18 protein-coding genes are annotated in these 16,046 nt (G+C 71.0%); 11 read left to right on the top strand and 7 right to left on the bottom strand.

Annotation, left to right across the window (positions count from 1 at the left end):
- Positions 1–11 precede the first annotated feature (11 nt).
- From MPPM_RS02280 to MPPM_RS02250, 8 genes are all read left to right on the top strand, one after another.
- Positions 12–476: a hypothetical protein gene (locus MPPM_RS02280; protein ID WP_244573448.1), complete on the top strand. Its 465-nt coding sequence runs from the start codon at positions 12–14 to the stop codon at positions 474–476.
- Positions 473–1,588 (top strand): 2'-deoxycytidine 5'-triphosphate deaminase, encoded by a 1,116-nt coding sequence (locus MPPM_RS02275; RefSeq protein WP_096483547.1) that lies wholly within the window; start codon positions 473–475, stop codon positions 1,586–1,588. The genes MPPM_RS02280 and MPPM_RS02275 overlap by 4 nt, the downstream gene beginning before the upstream one ends.
- A gap of 102 nt (positions 1,589–1,690) precedes the next feature.
- Entirely contained in the window at positions 1,691–3,043 is a 1,353-nt protein-coding gene (gene hemN / locus MPPM_RS02270) for an oxygen-independent coproporphyrinogen III oxidase (RefSeq protein WP_096483545.1), read from the top strand.
- Between the two features lie 823 nt (positions 3,044–3,866).
- On the top strand, positions 3,867–4,346 hold the full coding sequence (locus MPPM_RS02265; RefSeq protein ID WP_096487674.1) for an Hsp20 family protein: 480 nt from the start codon (positions 3,867–3,869) through the stop codon (positions 4,344–4,346).
- A 168-nt stretch (positions 4,347–4,514) separates the two neighbouring features.
- Positions 4,515–4,853 (top strand): hypothetical protein, encoded by a 339-nt coding sequence (locus MPPM_RS02260; RefSeq protein ID WP_096483543.1) that lies wholly within the window; start codon positions 4,515–4,517, stop codon positions 4,851–4,853.
- Between the two features lie 115 nt (positions 4,854–4,968).
- A complete protein-coding gene (locus tag MPPM_RS02255) occupies positions 4,969–5,460 on the top strand; it encodes a phosphate-starvation-inducible PsiE family protein (RefSeq protein WP_238312689.1) in 492 nt (163 codons plus the stop codon).
- Positions 5,461–5,541: 81 nt separating this feature from the next.
- Positions 5,542–5,715 carry a hypothetical protein gene (locus MPPM_RS27770; protein ID WP_157914096.1) on the top strand — a complete coding sequence of 58 codons (174 nt, stop codon included), beginning with the start codon at positions 5,542–5,544 and terminating at the stop codon, positions 5,713–5,715.
- Positions 5,716–5,813: 98 nt separating this feature from the next.
- Positions 5,814–6,398 (top strand): cob(I)yrinic acid a,c-diamide adenosyltransferase, encoded by a 585-nt coding sequence (locus tag MPPM_RS02250; protein ID WP_096483539.1) that lies wholly within the window; start codon positions 5,814–5,816, stop codon positions 6,396–6,398.
- A 142-nt stretch (positions 6,399–6,540) separates the two neighbouring features.
- Here the strand turns inward: MPPM_RS02250 and MPPM_RS02245 are convergent, their stop codons facing one another.
- From MPPM_RS02245 to MPPM_RS02215, 7 genes are all read right to left on the bottom strand, one after another.
- Positions 6,541–7,305 (bottom strand): 3'-5' exonuclease, encoded by a 765-nt coding sequence (locus MPPM_RS02245; protein WP_096483537.1) that lies wholly within the window; start codon positions 7,303–7,305, stop codon positions 6,541–6,543.
- Between the two features lie 61 nt (positions 7,306–7,366).
- Complete coding sequence (locus MPPM_RS02240) at positions 7,367–7,684, bottom strand: DUF6634 family protein (protein ID WP_096483535.1); 318 nt, start codon at positions 7,682–7,684, stop codon at positions 7,367–7,369.
- A gap of 68 nt (positions 7,685–7,752) precedes the next feature.
- Positions 7,753–9,897 (bottom strand): AAA family ATPase, encoded by a 2,145-nt coding sequence (locus MPPM_RS02235; protein ID WP_162296252.1) that lies wholly within the window; start codon positions 9,895–9,897, stop codon positions 7,753–7,755.
- Entirely contained in the window at positions 9,894–10,775 is an 882-nt protein-coding gene (locus MPPM_RS02230) for a metallophosphoesterase (protein WP_238312687.1), read from the bottom strand. The genes MPPM_RS02235 and MPPM_RS02230 overlap by 4 nt, the downstream gene beginning before the upstream one ends.
- Entirely contained in the window at positions 10,775–11,353 is a 579-nt protein-coding gene (locus tag MPPM_RS02225) for a GIY-YIG nuclease family protein (RefSeq protein WP_096483530.1), read from the bottom strand. Before MPPM_RS02225 ends, MPPM_RS02230 begins: the two co-directional genes overlap by 1 nt.
- A gap of 192 nt (positions 11,354–11,545) precedes the next feature.
- Positions 11,546–11,860, bottom strand: coding sequence for a hypothetical protein (locus MPPM_RS02220; protein ID WP_096483528.1), 315 nt, complete (start codon positions 11,858–11,860; stop codon positions 11,546–11,548).
- A gap of 366 nt (positions 11,861–12,226) precedes the next feature.
- Positions 12,227–12,856 carry a hypothetical protein gene (locus MPPM_RS02215; RefSeq protein ID WP_096483526.1) on the bottom strand — a complete coding sequence of 210 codons (630 nt, stop codon included), beginning with the start codon at positions 12,854–12,856 and terminating at the stop codon, positions 12,227–12,229.
- 272 nt (positions 12,857–13,128) lie between these two features.
- On the opposite strand from MPPM_RS02215, the gene MPPM_RS02210 reads away from it, so the two are divergent.
- The 3 genes from MPPM_RS02210 (at position 13,129) to MPPM_RS02200 (ending at position 16,031) form a co-directional block, all read left to right on the top strand.
- Positions 13,129–13,695 carry a DNA-binding protein gene (locus MPPM_RS02210; protein ID WP_096483523.1) on the top strand — a complete coding sequence of 189 codons (567 nt, stop codon included), beginning with the start codon at positions 13,129–13,131 and terminating at the stop codon, positions 13,693–13,695.
- Positions 13,696–13,740: 45 nt separating this feature from the next.
- Positions 13,741–14,718 (top strand): hypothetical protein, encoded by a 978-nt coding sequence (locus MPPM_RS02205; RefSeq protein WP_096483521.1) that lies wholly within the window; start codon positions 13,741–13,743, stop codon positions 14,716–14,718.
- Between the two features lie 104 nt (positions 14,719–14,822).
- Entirely contained in the window at positions 14,823–16,031 is a 1,209-nt protein-coding gene (locus MPPM_RS02200; RefSeq protein ID WP_096483518.1) for a hypothetical protein, read from the top strand.
- Positions 16,032–16,046 lie beyond the last annotated feature (15 nt).

Here is a 16,046-nt window from a genome sequence, read left to right as displayed (position 1 = left end):
ACCGGGAAGGCTTGCAGGGAGCCTCGCAGACCGCGCGGCCTGACCGCGCGCGGTTCACGGCCGGCACGGCGCTCGGCATCGTCCTGACGCTCGGCCTCGCCTTGTTTTTCGCCTACGGCAATCCGGATCAGAACCGGTGGCCTGCGCTGGCGCTGGTCCTTGCGCTCGGCCTCGACGCGGCCGCGCGGATCGTGGCGCGGGCGGTCCGGCAGCGGACCGGGGTCGAGACTGAGTTCCGTGGCCTCCCCTCGCCGATGCTGGTGCTCGGGAACGCGACTTGGATCGGTGCCGCGGTGGTGGCCGTGGCCGCGGGTCTGCGGCCCGAGCTGTTCCCGCTGCTGGCGAGCGCGCTGGCCGGCCTCGTCGCAATGGGGGCCTGCGCCCGGCTAGCACTGGCGCGGATGGTCGTCGTGATCGAGGCCGCCGAGCGCGCCGCGGCCGAGGCGAAGAAGAGAGGCGAGGGGACGGGACGATGAGCGGAGACGTGCCGGCAGCATCCGGCATCCTGCCGGCGCAGGCCATCACGGCGCTGACGGAGGCCGGGGCGATCCGCCCGGCGACCGCCTATGCCGCCGATCAGATCCAGCCCGCGAGCCTCGACCTGCGGCTCGGCACCCGTGCCTACCGGGTGCGAACGAGCTTCCTGCCCGGCAGCGGGCGTTCGGTCGCGGCCTGCGTCGAGGCCTTCGCCCTGCACGAGATCGACCTGACCCAGGGCGCGGTGCTGGAGACGGGCTGCGTCTACATCGCCGAGCTTCAGGAGACGCTGGCGCTGCCCGGCGAACTGAGTGCCAGCGCCAACCCGAAAAGCTCGACCGGACGCATCGACGTGTTCACCCGCGTCATCACCGACCGGGCCAGCGCCTTCGACCAGATCGAGGCGGGCTATGCCGGCCGGCTCTACGCCGAGATCTCGCCGCGGACGTTTCCGGTGCGGGTGCGGACCGGTTCGCGCCTGTCGCAGATCCGCTTCCGCCAGGGCGACCCGCGGCTGCGGGAGGCCGAACTCGCCGCGCTGCATGCCAGCGATCCGCTGATCGATGCGGTGACCCCCTCGCTCCAGGGCGGTGTGCCCGTCTCCGTCGACCTCTCGGGCTTCGACGGGCTGATCGGCTACCGGGCCAAGCGCCATACCGGGCTGATCGACGTGGACCGGCCGCGCGGCCACCGCACCCGCGACTTCTGGGAGCCGCTGCCTGCCGACGGCAGCCGCACACTGATCCTCGATCCCGGCCAGTTCTACATCCTGGCCTCGAAGGAGGCGGTGCGGGTGCCCGCCGACCACGCGGCGGAGATGGTGCCGTTCGATCCCCTCGTCGGCGAGTTCCGCGTTCATTATGCCGGCTTCTTCGATCCCGGCTTCGGTCTCAGCGAGGCGGGCGGCGCCGGTGCCCGCGCCGTCCTGGAGGTTCGCTCCCGCGACGTCCCGTTCCTGCTGGAGGACGGCCAGATCGTCGGGCGCCTCGTCTACGAGCGCATGCTGGAGCGGCCGGCGACTCTCTACGGCGCGGGGGCCGGCTCGAACTATCAGGCGCAGGGCCTCAAGCTCTCGAAGCATTTCGCGCCCGAGCCGATGCCGGCCGTCTGAGCCGGAGGGGTTGAGCCACATCAAAGCCGACGGGGGAGGCGGGCCCTTAAGCCTGCGCCCGTGGCGGCACGGGCCGCCCGATCTCACCGGAGAGCGGCGCGCATGCGGGAAGAATGGAAGGCTCGCTACGGAGACGAGCGGCTGCCCCGCTACACCAGCTATCCGGCCAGCCCGCACTTCACCGGTTCCATCGACCCTGCGACCTATGCCGGATGGCTGCGCGCGATCCCGGCGGAGGCGGCGGCGTCCCTTTACCTGCACGTTCCGTTCTGCCGCTCGATGTGCTGGTACTGCGGTTGCCACACGCACATCACCCAGCACGATGCACCGATCGAGGAGTATCTCGCGGCGCTCAGGCGCGAGGTGGACGTGGTGGCGCGGCACCTCGAACATCGGCTGTCGGTGCATCACCTTCATTTCGGTGGCGGCACGCCCACCATCATGGCGCCCGAAGCCTTCCGTGCTCTCATCGCGCTTCTGCGTGATCGCTTCGCCGTCGATCCGGACGCTGAGATCGCGGTCGAGATCGATCCGCGCACGCTCGCGCCCGCGATGCTGCGCGCGCTCGGCGAGGCCGGTGTCACGCGGGCGAGCCTCGGTGTTCAGAGCTTCGACCCGGTCGTACAGGAGGCGATCCGCCGCCGTCAGGACTACGCCGTCACCGAAACCGCCATTCGCGGGCTGAGAGCGGCCGGCCTGCGCGGGATCAATCTCGATCTGATCTACGGCCTGCCGCATCAGAGCGTGGCGTCCTGCCTCGAGACGGTGCGACAATGCCTGGCGCTGGAGCCCGACCGCCTCGCCGTGTTCGGTTACGCGCACGTCCCCAGCTTCAAGAAGCATCAGCGCCGGATCGACGAGGCGATGCTGCCCGACGGGGCCGCCCGGCGGGAGCAGGCGGACGCGATCGCCGAAGAGCTGATGCGGGCCGGCTATCGGCGGATCGGTCTCGATCACTTTGCCCGGCTGGACGACCCGATGGCGGTCGCGCATCGGAAAGGCGAACTTCGCCGCAACTTCCAGGGCTACACCACGGATTCCAGCGAGGTTCTGATCGGCTTCGGCGCCTCGGCCATCGGCCGGCTTCCGCAGGGCTACGTGCAGAACGAGCCGGTGCTGCGCGCCTACGCCGAGCGCGTCGGCCGGGGCGAACTCGCCACGCTCAAGGGCTATGCCCTGACGCCGGACGACCGATTGCGAGCGGCGCTGATCGAACGGATCATGTGCGATTTCGTCGTCGATGTCGGTGCAGTCTCCCGGTCCCACGGTCACGACCCAGAGACCCTGCTGGCCTCCCTTCCACGATTGTGCCTCCTTGAGGAGCACGGTCTGGTCAGGCTTGAGGGCAGCACGCTGAGCATCCCGGAGGAGGCGAGATCCTTCGTCCGCAACGTCGCGGCTCTCTTCGACGCGCATCTCGGCACATCCCCTGCCGAGCACAGTCGCGCCGCCTGATCGAGCGTCGAGGGCTTCAAAGCCGACCGCGGCCGCGTGTTCGACGGCGCGCGGCTCGGGCCGCTTCCACCGTATTGCCGGCATCTCGGGGAAGACCGTTCGCAACAGCGCCGTCGACCTGACCTTCGCCATCAGATTTCGGTAATGAGGCTGCGGCCGAAGGAGCGCCCAACAGATCCACAAACGCAAAAAAGGCACCCTGACGGCGCCTTCCAAAAGGAATTTCAATGTAGAGAAAAATAGGTGGCGGAGACGGAGGGAGTCTCCGCCACATTCCCGGACCCGTGCTCTCGAACACTCCGCGTTTCCAGCCCGACGATCCTGGTGGTTACGACAGCGTGTACATACGGATTCTTAGGTCGGCTTGACAAGGCCGAGCACGCGCTCGGTCTCGACGATTCGACTTGGAACTGCGTCTTGAACCTGTATCTCCCCGTTTGAGCGTGCCGGTCGAAATCCGAGGCCGGCAGGGGTCGTTCGATATCGGGCATGGCAGGCCGGTCGGTGCGATGACGTCGGAGAGACGTGTCCTGCGGAATCATCGCGCGCTGCCGCTGCCGTCGTACTCGGCCATCGACTGTTCCGCCGGCTCGAAGGGGTGGGCGGGCGCATGGCTTTGGACCGTGCTCACGACCCGAGTTCCAGCGGCCCGTCCTCGCCGCCGCCGAATCCCCAACAAGCGCGCCATCGCAGATTTGTCCGGAACCGGAGGCCGCCGGCTGCGTTACGCGCGTGCGAGGCTCCCAGGAGCTCGCGGCAATCGGCGCCGGGACAGGTGCCCGGTGCTCTTCGTCATCACATTGCTCATATGGAGGATGTGGTCATGAGGACGATCGACTTTGCGCCTCTCTACCGCTCGACGGTCGGCTTCGACCGGCTGTTCGACATGATGGACCAGGCCAACCGCGCCGAGAGCCCGGCGAACTGGCCACCCTACGACATCGAGAAGGTCGCCGAGGACGGCTACCGCATCACGCTCGCCGTCGCCGGCTTCGCGCAGGACGAGATCGAGCTCACCCAGAACGGGAATGCCCTGCTGATCTCCGGCCAGCGCAAGGACGCCGAGGCGGCCCGGCAGTTCCTGCACCATGGGATCGCCGCCCGGCAGTTCCGGCAGAGCTTCAGCCTCGCCGACCACGTCAGGGTGACGGGCGCGCGCCTGGAGAACGGCCTGCTCACCGTCGACCTCGTGCGCGAGGTGCCGGAGGCGCTCAAGCCTCGCCGCATCGCCATCGGCGGCCGGCAGGATGCGTCCGGCCAGGACAACGCGCCCGCGCAGGTCGCCCACCAGGCCGCCGCCTGACCGCACCGCCGTTCCTTACGCACACGGGCCGGACTGCGTGACGGCAGCCCGGCCCGCAGGCTTTGGCCGTTCGAGGAGGTTTGCGAGGAGGTTCGAGAGACAACCGTCGAGGCCGATGCGGCCCTGGCGCTCGCCAGGCCCGGCGACGTATTCGGCCACCCGCGCGAGGTGCTGGCGCATCCGGCCCTGAGGCGGGAGGACAGGCGCGCGATCCTGGCGGAATGGGCGTCCGACGCGCACGCGGTGGCGTCGTTCCCGGGCTTGCGCCGGTTGCCCGGCACGAAGGCCGCCGTCGTGGACGTCGACGACGTGCTCGCGGCGCTGGCCGAACTCGATGCCGCCGGGACCGGCGCCGCGCACCGGGCGCCTGGGGATGTGCCCCGCCGCCGGCCCCTGCGTGTCATCCGCGACGCGTTCCGTCCGCGCAGGCGGGACGACGATGACGACGATCCGCCGCCGCCCCGGCCGCCGGCCCCGATCCCCGACGCGGTCGCCGTCGCCGCCTGACGGATACGCAGCGGCGGTAACCGTGACCGTGGAACGGATGACGACCGGAGATCCGGACGGACGGGGAGCCGGGAAGGCCGCCGGGACCTCGGCCGACACGCTGCGGAAGGTCCGGATGGCCTGGCCGAGCCTGACGCTCTACCAGCGGTTCGAGGAGGTGGTGGCCCTCGTGCTCACGGCGCTGATCGCCCTCGTCGTCGTCGCGGCGATGATCAATCTGTGCCACCGGATCGGGGCGCTTCTGATCTTCGGGCTGCTCGATCCGGCGGAGCACAGCGTGTTCCAGGCAGTGTTCGGCATGATCTTCACCGTGCTGATCGCGCTGGAGTTCAACCACACGATCCTTGGCGTGCTGCAACGGCGCGACAGCATCGTGCAGGTGCGGACGGTGGTGCTGATCGCCCTGCTGGCGCTCGCGCGCAAGTTCATCGTCCTCGACGCGACGAAGGTCGAGCCGCTGACCATCCTCGGCCTCGCCGCGGCGGTGCTCGCGCTGGGCGCCGTCTACTGGCTCGTGCGCGATCAGGACCGCAAGGAACGGGGGGAGGCGGAGACCGGGATAGGGGCGGGGCTGAGCTGTCAGGCGCGACGGCAAGCAGCCTCCTGACGGCTGACGAGCGCGTCGGCGAACGCGACCAGGATCCGAACGGCTTCCAGGGGCCGCTACGGCATCACGATCGCGTGGAAGGTGTTCGACCTGCCGTGGGACGTGCTGGTCGCGCGCAACGAGGCGTGGGCGGCGCTCGACCCCACCCACCGCCGGCCCGAGCATGTTCTGCGCCTGACCTACGAGGCGATGCGTGCTCGGGATGCGTGGTGGAGGGCGCTCCCGCGGGAGCAGATCGAGGTCGTCACGGGGTAGAACGAACCACACCGCTTGCGGCGCTGGAGCGAGCGGGTAAGATGCCGGTGTGAGGCGAGCGCGGGCAATACACCCGATCGCTTCCGCATCAATTCACCATGGTCAAGATCAATCGGGTCACCACCCGCACGGGCGACGACGGTCGCACCGCGCTCGGCGACGGGGCGCGGCTGCCGAAGTTTCATATCAGGGTCGCCGCCAACGGATCGATCGACGAAGCCAACTCCTTCATCGGGCTCGCACGGCTGGATGTGAGCGAGGCAGCAGCCGACATCTTCGGCCAGATCCAGAACGACCTGTTCGACATCGGCGCGGACCTGTGCCGGCCGGAGCGCGGGGGCCTGAAGGTCGAACCGACGAGGTTCACCGACGAGCGGGTCGCCTGGATCGAGGCGACGATCGAACGTCACAATGCGGGGCTGCCCGCTCTGGACTCCTTCGTGCTGCCCGGCGGAACGCGCGCCGCGGCGGCGCTGCATGTCGCCCGCTCCGTCGTACGCCGGGCCGAGCGGGAGATCGTCGAGGTGGCGTTCCAGGAACCGATCACGCCGGCGATCATCCGATACATCAACCGGCTCTCCGACCTGCTCTTCGTGCTGGCGAGGATCGAGAACCGGCGCGAGGGGGCCGGCGAGATCTGGCAACCGGCGCCTCATCGAGGTGGCGGAGATCGCAGCGGATAGAGGTGACCGCGCGCCCTCGGCAATGGCGGATCTGGCCGGTGACCTCGGACCGGATCCGTTGCTCGGGATGCGGAGCAGCGGTCTTCCGGAGAAGGCCACGGCCGTCACGCACGGGGATGTGGGTGCCGGTGATGGTTTCCTGTCAGAGCGCAGAACCTGAGGTTCGACCATCGCCAGCGGCGATCGCAGGAACCTCAGGAGTCGCGCTTGCCGTGCGGGCGAGGAACGTGGCGAGATCCTCGCTGCTCCGTGCAAACTCATCCGGTGAGAGAGCGCCGCGCAGATGCTCGTGGGCGAGGAAGATCCGATAGGTCGCGGTGACGTCGGCCTGGCAGTACGCCGCGACCTCATCGAGCCGGCCCTGTGCGACGAGGTCGGCGACGGCGCTTCCGTCCATGCCCTCGGGCTTGCCGGGCAGGCCCATCGCCCGGCACAGGGCGTCGAGGCCGATCCGCGCCCGGGCATCGTGGTTCGCGAGAACGTCGCAGAGGTCGAGGGCGGACTCGTCGTAGCGCCGGTAATACGGGCGGCAGGTCAGGCCCGGAGCGGCGATGCCGTGGATCATCGCGCGATAGCGGATCGTCGGCAGATCGAAGTTGTGACCATTGAAGCTCACCAGCCGCGGCCGCAGGCGCTCGATCCGCGCGGCGAAGTCGGCGATCAGCGTCGGCTCGGAGCGCTCGCCGATGTGGGGAGCGCCGAGGGCCCGGACCTTCCACGCCCCGTCCACCCGCTCGGCGACGAGGGCGCCGATGCAGACGATGCGGTGGAAGATCAGTTTGGGGAAGGCCGTGCCGAGCTTGCCCCGAGCCGCGTCCTCGTCGGCAGGATCGAGCCCGTGCACCCGGGCGACCGCCGCGAGATCGGGAACCGTCTCCAGGTCGAAGACGACGACGGTCTCGTTCATCCCTGTCTCCCCGTGATTCCGATCGAGTGCGAGGCTTGAGCGGCGGTGCGTGCAGCTCCGCTCACCGGGGCGGTGTCTTCAGCCGGTACAGGCGGTTGACGGTCCTCGCCCACCCGGCCGTCTCGTCGAGCAGGAGCAGCCGCGAGGTGACCACGCGGCGCGCGCCGGGCAGGCGCGGGTGGCCCGCGACCTGCCCGACCAGCACCGGCTCGGGCGCCGGAACGATGGCACGGTGCCAGTCGCCGAGGATCGGCGCGGCGGCGAACTCGGCCGGGTCCGGGGCGGCCCCGGCGATCAGGCGGTCGAAGGCGGCCAGCGCGTGCTCCAGGCACACCGCTTCGTCGACGCCGAGGTGCAGTTCCAGGTTCGCAGGTCTCATGCGAGTGTCCTCGTTCGGATTCGTCGACGGGCTGTGGATGCCAGGGAGGATGAGGAGGGCGTTCGGCCTCACGGGGCCGGCATGCGCTGCCGCCGTCCGGCGGGAACCCGGATCCGCGGCCGGTGCCGGGCGGCGATCTCGGCCACCTCGTCGCCGGTGAGGATGCGGCGCGCGAGCAAGGCCTCGACGAGCGCCAGGATCGCCGCGCGGTCGGCGCGCACAAGCCCTTCGGCCACGCCCTGCAGGCGGCGCAGGTCCGCCTCGACCAGGGCGGCGAGGGCCGGATCCTCGCGCAGTAGGACGGCGGCGTGCTCCTGGTCGACGACTGCCCGCAGGGTGGCGCCGAGCCCGAGGCTGGCATGCAGCGCCGCGAGCAGGCGCGTCGCCTCGCGCAGGTCGGCGCTCGCCGCGGCGGTGACGCCCTCGCCGAGCACCGCGTCGGCGGCACGCCCGGCAAGCAGGCCGACCACCTGCCGCTCCAGGCCGGCGCGGTCGGGGGTGGGATCGGACAGGCGCAACACCGTCGATCCGTCGTGCCGCGATCCGGATCGGGTCGAGACCTGCACGACGGTGAGGCCGGCGCGGTGGGCGACCAGGGCGTGCCCGGCCTCGTGCAGGGCGACGCCGCGCAGGCGGGCGGGCGAGCGCGTCTCGGCCGGGGCGATCTCGGCCAGGAGGTCGGCGAGCTGCATCGGCCGCCCGGCCGCCTGCGCCCGGGATCGGGCGGCACGCACGCAGGCCGCCAGCGTCGCGCCGGTCATGCCGGAGGACAGGCGCGCCGCCGGCGTCAGGTCGATTCCGGCGAGATCTTCTCCCAGGTGACCGCGCAGGATCCCCGCCCGCCCGGCCTCGTCCGGCGGGGCGATGGCGAACTGCCGGTCGAAGCGGCCCGGCCTGAGCAGGGCGGCGTCGATCGTGTCGAGGTGGTTGGTCGCGCCGATCAGGATGACGCCGGCCTTGCGCAGGCTCTCGAAGCGGATGAGACAGTAGGTGACGACGGGGTTCCACCACGAGGCGCTGCGCTCATCCATGCGCGCGCGGTTCGGCAGGGCGTCGAGTTCGTCGCAGAAGCCGATGGCGCAGCCGTCCTGCCTGGCGGCGAGGGCGAGCCGATCGCAGAACTGAGCGATCTGCTTGGTGATGCTGTCCAGGAAGCCCGGGCTGCCGGCGAACCACGCACCGACGCTGGTCTCGACGACCATCACGCCCGAGGCCTGGGCGAGGGAGCGGGCGAGCAGGGTCTTGCCCGTGCCGGGCGGCCCGAACAGCACGGCCCCCTCCAGGGTCGAGGCCGGGATCTCGCCGCGGCGCACCCGGGCGATGTCGGCGACCGTCCGGGTCGCCCAGACATGGGCCTCGCCGTACCCGGTCAGCCGGTCGAGGGGGGTGACCGCCTCGCCCGCGACCGGGCCGAGACGGGCCCGGCTCGCCCGGCGGATCCGGTCGAGGCAGGCGGAAGGGGTGGTCCCCGGTCGCAGGGCAGCGGCGAGATCGGGCAGGTCGAGCCCGGAGAGGTCGCCCGGCTCCAGGACCGCCCGCGTCCGGCGCCCGCACCAGACGCGGATCGCGAGGGCGACCTGAGCGGCGTCGAGGGGCGGGATGGCGAGGATGTGGTCGGCGGCGGCCACGAGCAGCGGCGAGAGCCAGGCCCGGTCCGGGGCGATCGCCACCACAGGGTATCCACGGGCGACGAGGTCGGCTGCTTCGGCATCGGGATCGCTGCCGGCGGAGGGGCGGGGCGCCACGGCGCGGGCGATGCACTCCGCCTGGCGGCCGCTGGCGCGCCGGATCGCCGCCTCGACCGGCTTCACCCAGGCCGGGCCGGGCACGGTGACGAGCACCACGACCGGCTCGGCCTTGGTCAGGGCTCGACGCAGGCGCGGCAGCAGCACCGCTTCCAGGGCGATCTCGACGAGCAACTCGGTCGGCTGGCCGAGGCCGTCGAATCGGCGCACGCCGCGCCAGCCCTGCCACCCAGGGCGTCCGCCATCGGCGGCGGCAACGGCCGCGCCATCGCCGGCCCCGTCGAAGTCGAGGAGGTCGGGGATCGCCCGGTCGAGGTCGAGGACCGTCGCGACGGCGTCCGCGATGCCCTCGACCATCCCGGTTACGGGGGCACCGTCGCCCGTTACCGCTTCGCTGGAGAGGAGGTCGGCGGGTAGGTCGGCGGGAGCGGCCGCCGGCTGGGTGTATGCATCGTCTTGGCGGTTCACGGGCATTCCTCCCCCCGCGGGGCCAGCGGGATCTCGATGACGAGGGCGGGATCGAAGCTGTCGCGGCACTCGCCGGGGTAGCCGTGCGGGTTCGAGACGAGCCGGGTGGCCCCGAGGCGGGTATCGACCGCGTGGTGGGTGTGGCCGCTGATCCAGCAGGCGGGCTGCCGGGCATCGATCAGCGCCGACAGGTCGCTGGCGAAGCTGGCGCTCAGCGGATCGCGGCCGAAGCGCGGCGCGATGCAGACCGGATGCGGGGCGTGGTGGGTGACCACCACGCTTGGCCCCTCGAACGGCAGCGCCAGGGTCGTGTCGAGGAACCGGACCGAGGCCGCATGCAGGGCGGCGGCGTCGGCCGGCAGGAACCGCTGCCGCTCCGATCCGCGCCCGATCGTGATCGCCCGGTGGTCGTTCATCCCGCGCAGCGCGGCGGCCATCGCCACCGCCCGGTGCCGCGCTCCGAACAGGGTGTAGCTCGTCCAGAGCGTGCAGCCGAGGAAGCGGACGCCGCGGATCTCTGCGACCTCGTCCTCCAGCAGGGTGATGTCGAGGTGCGCGGCGGCCTCCCGGGCGCGGTCGAGCTCGTGCTCAATCGTGCTGCCGTAATGCTCGTGATTGCCCAGCACCGTGACGATCGGCACCGGCGCAGGGATATGCCGGCGCAGGGTGGCGAGTGCCGTCGCGGCGCCCGCGCAGGTGTCGCCGGCCACGACGACGAGGTCGGCGCCGGGGGCGAGCTTCAGCGCGCGGGTATCGGCGACGTCGACGTGCAGGTCGCTGATCATCTGGACGCGCAGCACCGATGCCGGTGCCGCTGCCGGGATGTCGGGCGGCCCGGCGGGGGTCGCCCCCGCCGCAGGGTTCGTGCGGCCGGTCATCACGCCGCCTCCGCCATGAGCGCGGCGACCTGCCGGGCGAGCCGGCTCTGACCCGGTTGCAGAACCCGCAGGCCCGCGGCGCAGAACAGGTTCAGCCCGAGCAGCATCGCGAGATCGAGCGCCTTGCGCTCGCCCTCGCCGAGGGGGAAATCGGCCAGGGGCCCGCAGCCCTTGTGATAGTCGAGCCCGGGCTCGGCCTGGACGATCTCCGACAGGGCCTCCTGGAGGTAGACCGTCGCACCCTTGTGGAAGACGGGCGAGACGAGGGCGTAGACCTCCTCGACGAAATCCAGTTGCGGGTCCGCCTTGTGATCGCCGAGCCGCGTCCAGAGCTTCACGCCCTCGCCGACCCGCACCCTCGCGCGGCCGTCGCGGCGACCGACGAGGAGGTACACGCCGCCGTACTTCCTCTCGGCGAGCCAGGCCTGGAGGCGGGGCAGGTCGGCCCAGTCCGCGGCCACGACCTGCAGGCCGGTGAGGCTGTCGCCGGCGACGCGCAGGCTGCTGCCGGGGACGGGGAAGCCGATGGAGACGGCGAGGCGGAGGAGGTGGAGGAGCCGGGTGATGAGGAACGGCATGCGGGATCTCCCACACCGCCGCGCAGGCGCGGTCGGTGCGTCGCTCTGAAGGGGAAGGGTGTGGCGAGGACGCGCGGCGTCAGGTGCCGCGCATCGTCCGGCCGGGACCGGCCGGGCGCGTGGAGACGCATGCCGGGCGTGGGCCTGGCATGGACGCCGCGGCGGTCAGGGACCGCCGGCTGCGATGAAAGGTCAGTGGCGCGCGGTGTCGATCCGCCAGACGCGGCAGGAGGCGTCGAAGGCCGAGACGAGGTCGATGGCCAGCACCCCGGCGTCGACCAGGGCGAGGACCGCCGAGATCGGCTGCGGGTGTGGGGCGATGGCGTCGGCGAGGTCGCCGAGGCTGGCATCGCCGGTCTCGTCCACGGCCGCGAGCAGGGCGACCTGTACCTCGGGGGTGATCAGCGGGTGGACGACGAGGTCGGGGTGAGGGGGCGTCGAACCGGCGAGGGTGGGCCGGACGGTGTTGCACGCGGACATGCGTCCGCCGTAGATGGCCTCAGCCATGCTGTTGTCTCCTGTCACCACAGAAGACGCGGATGGTCAGGTCGCTGGCGCGGCTGGAACCCGCGCTGGCGGCCGCCTCTGGAACAGGCGACACGCCGGGACCTAATATCCCACGTCGGGCAAGACGTTCGCCTGCCCTAGGTGATCATCTGGTGAGCTTGGCCGGGAGTACAAGCCCGAAATAGAAAATAATGTCTCGGGTCGGATTTTTACCTTAACGTCTTTCCGCGTGTACGCTGTTGGCGGTGGTCGGACAGGATTGGGCCGCCGCTGATCTGCGACCGAACGGCGAACGATTCCGTTCTGTGCCATAGGCGAAACTCGCCCGGACACACTCATCGAGCGTCAGTGGGATCGCGCAGGAGATCAGTCCGATGTCGCCGGCTCCTCCGGCGGCAGGGGACGGTCGTCGACCCAGTAGCCGCGCCGGCGCATGAATCGAAATCCCTGCGCCTTGGGATGCACCAGAATCGTTCTCAGATTCTCGCTGGGGTCCCGCCCCGGAAGCGGCAGCTTGCGCTCGTGGAGCAGGATGTCGACGAGGTCGCGATGCGGCAGCGGCGCCCCATGATCGAGAAGGATCTCCCGGACGACCCGGCGGACCTGTGCCACGGAAAGGGGGCGGCGCGGCGGGGCGGGGGAGGGCCCATCCGATTGTCCTCCCCGCGCCAGCGCCTGTTCCACGGCGGCGAGACGGTCCCTGAGCTGGTCGAGGGCGGCGTGCAGATCGCCCTGCGTTCCGAGGGATGCCTCACTCCGCTCTTCCGGCCGCCGAACCGGCGTGCCGGAAGAGCCCGGCGAGGCGGAGACGCCGGAACCGAGGCGATGCTCGATCGCGGCGAGGAGGAAAGCGTTCAGGCTCAAACCCTCGTCGAGAGCGGCCCGCTTGATGGCGCGATGCAGGGATCGCGAGACATAGAGCGTGGTCTTGGTCATGCCGCGCTCGGCCGTCTCGGCGGATCCGCCATCTCCTGCCGTGTCGCGGTCGCGTCCCATCACGTCGGTCCCCGGGCTTCCGTGCGGGTAGAGAGCGCGATGCCGGCATCCCGTCAAGATGGCGTCCTGTCATGACGGCAAGGCGTAGGGTCGTGCGTCATCTTCCGCATTCGAAGGAGCCATGACCGGGCTGTCCCATTCATGCCAGGTTGACAGCATAGTCCGGAATATTCCAGATTGGTGCCACGCGACTGCGACGGCGCGTCCGGACGAATCCGGACGGGCCGTAGAATCGTAGCGGCTCGTCGTTCCTACACCCGGGAGATGCTGGCGTGATCACCGAAGCGGAAGTCCATCACGCCTGCGACGTGCTCGATGGCCGCGGCGAGGAACCCAAATACGAGGCGATCCGCGCCGAGCTGGGCAATCGCGGGAGTTGGTCGACGATCAAGCGCTACCGGCAATCGTGGATTGCCCGGGAGCAGGAGGTCCCACCCGTCCCGGAGGAGCTCAACGCCCACGTCACGGCGGTGGCGACCGCAGTGTGGCGCACGGCCTATCCGCTCGCCTCCGGCACCTTCGGCGACGAACGCCAGGCCGCCGCGGCCGAGATCGGCGAGCTGACGGCGGCCCTGGCCCACGTCGAGGCCGAACTCGCCGCCCGCGACGTGGCGCTCGCGCAGCTGACGGAGAGAGCCGCCGATCTGGAACGGCGCCTCGCCGCGGCGGAAGCCGCCCGCCAGGAGGAGGCCGCGCACCGGGCCAGGCTCTCGGGCGAGGTCTCGGCACTCGCCGGCGTCAACCGGGATCTGCGGGGGCTTCTCGGCAGCCGTCCCGAACCGGTGGCCGGCCTGCGGGTGATCGAGGGCGAGGCCGGACGAGGCGAGCGCGCCTCGTAGACCTTCACGCGCCTTCCCACGCGCCCCTTTCCCGGAGATAGCTTCATGCCCCGCAAGCCCAAGGCCAATCCCGTCACCCGGTCCCCGAAGGCGGCCAATCTCGACAGAGAGCGCAAGGGCGCCCTCGCCAACCTGCGGACCATGCGCGGCACGGGGCAGAAGAACCTGCTGCTTGGGTGCAAGATCCGCGACGTGCGCGAGTTCATCGACACCCCGGCGATGGGCTGCGGTATCGCCGCCCTGATCGAGGACGTCCTGCGCGATCCCAGGAAGCGGGCGTCCGTCCTGGAACGGGGCGAGACGATCTATGCCGGGATCCGCGGCGCCCAGCCGCTGGCCGCCGGCGAGACGCTCCTCCTCGTCGATCCCACCAAGGCGGCTCGGGTCGCGATGGCCCTGGCGGGGGCGGGCCTCAAGCCGGCGCCCCGGCATGCGGGCTGGGCCGGCTTCCGCGGGCCGGTCACGGCGGACGCGGCGCGCTCCCTCCTCGACGATCTCGGAATCGGGGCGGGGGCCTATCGCCTGCACGAGATCGACGCATACGCGCCGCCCGCGTCCGATGAAGACGCCGCTGGCCCCGAGACGGTGTCCATACCGGAGGTGGTGGAGACCGGTGAGGTTTTCGTGGACCAGCCCTCGCTGGTCGGCGCTGCGTCGGATGGGGCGACGGTCGGGAACGGGGACGAGGATGACATGTCCGCCGATGCGGCGTCCTGTCCGGCGGCTGAGGACGCCGATCCGGTATTCCCGCTGGATACGCCCTCCCTCACCATCCCGGATCCGGGCGAGGTCGCCGTCGAGGATGAGCCTGCTCTCGATCAGGCCGACACTCCGGTCCGAACCGCGGCGATGGGCGTAGCGACCGGCGGAGATGGCCGTCCCGGCCGGCCGTTCGGCGTGTCGGAGCAGGTGCTGAACAGGATCCTCTATCCGGCGTCGACCAATCCGGTCTCCGTGGAGCCTGACGGCCTGCCGTTGTCGTCCGAGAGGGGTGAGGAACGGAAGCCGGCGCACATCCCGTGACGACGTCGGGCGACGCTGACGGCAGGCTCCGCATCGTCGGCAATGGCGTGGAATAAGACCATGATGCCGTGGAGTAAGAGGCAGATGGCGTGGAGTAAGAGGCAATGAAGCCCCAGGCCAAGCCGGAGACCCATGAAGCCTATCTCCACGGTGGGGAGCGTCATCTGCGCCGGGCCCGGTCCACCCATCCGGACATCGCCGATCGGGCCGAAGCCCTCGTCACCTCCATCGAGACCGATCCCGGCGTCTTGGTCACGAGGACCGTCTGCCTCTACCGCGCGCAGATCGCCGCCATGCTGCGCAGCCTCGTCCCGGACGATCCGGGCCGCCGCGATGCCCTGCACGCGCGGGTCGAGGCGGCGCTTCAGCGGCGGCGGGGCCGTCCCGACCGGCCGCGGACCGCGTCGCGCAAGCGCCGGAGCGTCCCTGCCGACGAGGTTCGCCGGCTTCTGGCCGCCCTCGCGGAGCGCGTATGGGCGAACCCGGCGGAACGGGCCCCTGCGATGCTGGCGCTGGCGGTCTTCGTCCACTCGCGGATCGGCCATCGTCCGATCGAGGGCGGCGATGCACGCCTCGAAGGGACGTGGCTCGTGCTCCGCAACGCCAAGGCCAACGCCGACAGGGCGGGCGCCCCAGAGCGCCGGCTCGACCTCGGCGCGATGAGCCCCCTCGTGCGCCGGGCGATCTGTGCCTATCTCCGGCTGCGCGACGAGATGGTCGGGCGTTATGGCGACTACGACGGCTGGTACCGGGCGGCGGCCGAACAACTCGGCCGGCTCTGCGAGGGGCTCGGGATCGCGCGCGTGGCCTTCACCTCCCTGCGGCATGTCGCACTGGCGACCTGGAAGCGGGCGGGACTGGCGCCGTGGGTGATCGCCGCGCTGGCCGGGCACGCCTCCGACCGCTCCGCCCCCCGGTACTACGCCGAAGCCGGCAGCGGATGGGCCGTCGACGGCCTGCCCCGGGCCGATCTCGTTCGGGTGCTTCTCCTGGAGGAGCGCGCCGCACTGCGCGCCGAGCGACGGGTCGGGGCATCGTCGCCACCGGGGACCGGCGAGGATCTGAGCGATCTCCCGCCGATCGCGCCGCCCCCTCGTCCCGCCGCCGGTGCGCGTTCCCACCGCGAAGGCGATTCCCTATGGGCCGACTATGCCGCACGCCAACGTGCCCGTGCCGAACAGGTCCTGGGCGGGATCGGGACCCGGACGCCTTCTCGCGAAAACGATCGTGCTCCCGTAAAGAAAGACGGCGACGTGATTTCGCGAGAACCTGGAATTGCCGAGACCGCCGCGAAGATGAGCCAACACTTATAGTTGCGTTAACCGTGG

Source organism: Methylorubrum populi (assembly GCF_002355515.1).
Classification (GTDB): Bacteria; Pseudomonadota; Alphaproteobacteria; order Rhizobiales; family Beijerinckiaceae; genus Methylobacterium; species Methylobacterium populi_A.
The sequence above is the reverse complement of the archived record's forward strand: the minus strand, read 5'-3'. Positions and strand labels throughout refer to the sequence as shown.